General features: G+C 68.6%; 1 protein-coding gene. It reads left to right on the top strand.

Annotated features, from left to right (window positions below; translation table 11 throughout):
* Positions 1-131: 131 nt before the first annotated feature.
* On the top strand, positions 132-1382 hold a 1251-nt coding region (gene dalD, locus JYJ84_RS36745), incomplete at its 3' end, for a D-arabinitol 4-dehydrogenase (RefSeq protein WP_205190304.1).

Below are 1382 nucleotides of genomic sequence, written 5' to 3'. Positions count from 1 at the left end.
CCCGCCTTGACTTTCGCTCGCCCGAATACGATCATTCGCTCACATAAAGAGCAAATGATCGTATTCATCGATCACGTCGATCACGTCGGTCGCATTCGACAGGAAAGTCAGGCACGAACAGGAGACACCGGATGAGCGCATCGCCCTCCGCCCGCACGCCCGTGCTGCTGCACATCGGCGCGGGCTCGTTTCACCGCGCGCACCAGGCGTGGTATCTGCATCGCGTGAACGCGGCCGTCCCGGCCGACGAGCGCTGGTCGCTGACCGTCGGCAACATCCGCGACGACATGCACGCGACGATGGACGCGCTCGCCGCGCAGCACGGCGCCTACACGCTCGAAACCGTCACGCCGCAAGGCGAGCGCGCGTACGAGACGATCCGTGCGATCACGCGCGTGCTGCCGTGGTCGATCGATCTCGCCGCGCTGATCGACGCCGGCGCCGATCCGGCCTGCCGGATCGTGTCGTTCACCGTCACCGAAGGCGGCTACTACCTCGACGAACACAACCGGCTCGACCTCGCGAACCCCGATCTCGCGGCCGACCTGCAGGGCGCACGCACGACGCTGTACGGTGCGCTCGCGGCACTGCTCGCCGAACGCGCGAAGCGCGGCGCGGGCCCGCTCACGCTGCAGAGCTGCGACAACCTGCGCAACAACGGCGCGCGCTTTCGCGCGGGGATGCGTGAGTTCCTCGAGCGGCGCGGGCAGGCCGACCTGCTCGCATGGTTCGACGCGAACGTCGCCACGCCGAGCGCGATGGTCGACCGCATCACGCCGCGCCCGACCGCCGACGTGCGCGAGCGCGTGCTGGCAGCCACCGGCATCGACGACGCATGCCCGGTGATGGGCGAATCGTTCATCCAGTGGGTAATCGAGGACCGCTTCGCGGCCGGCCGGCCGCGCTGGGAGCTGGCGGGTGCCGAGCTCGTCGACGATGTACACCCGTATGAGGAAGCGAAGATCCGCATCCTCAACGCGACGCACAGCTGCATCGCGTGGGCCGGCACGCTCGCGGGCCACACGTATATCCACGAAGGCACGCACGACGCGGCGATCCGCCGCTTCGCACACGACTACGTGACGCAGGACGTGATCCCGTGCCTCACGCCGAGCCCGCTCGATCTCGCGCACTACCGCGACATCGTGCTCGAACGCTTCGGCAACCCGTACGTGCTCGACACGAACCAGCGCGTCGCGGCCGACGGCTTCTCGAAAATCCCCGGCTTCATCGCGCCGACGCTCGTCGAATCGTTCGCACGCGGCGCGGCGCCGGTCGCCACCGCCGTGCTGCCCGCGCTGTTCCTGCGCTTTCTCGAACGCTGGGCGCGCGGCACCTTGCCGTACGCGTACCAGGACGGCGTGATGGACGAAAGCGCCGCA

The organism is Burkholderia sp. LMG 13014, assembly GCF_905232215.1.
Classification (GTDB): domain Bacteria; phylum Pseudomonadota; class Gammaproteobacteria; order Burkholderiales; family Burkholderiaceae; genus Burkholderia.
The sequence above is the reverse complement of the archived record's forward strand: the minus strand, read 5'-3'. Positions and strand labels throughout refer to the sequence as shown.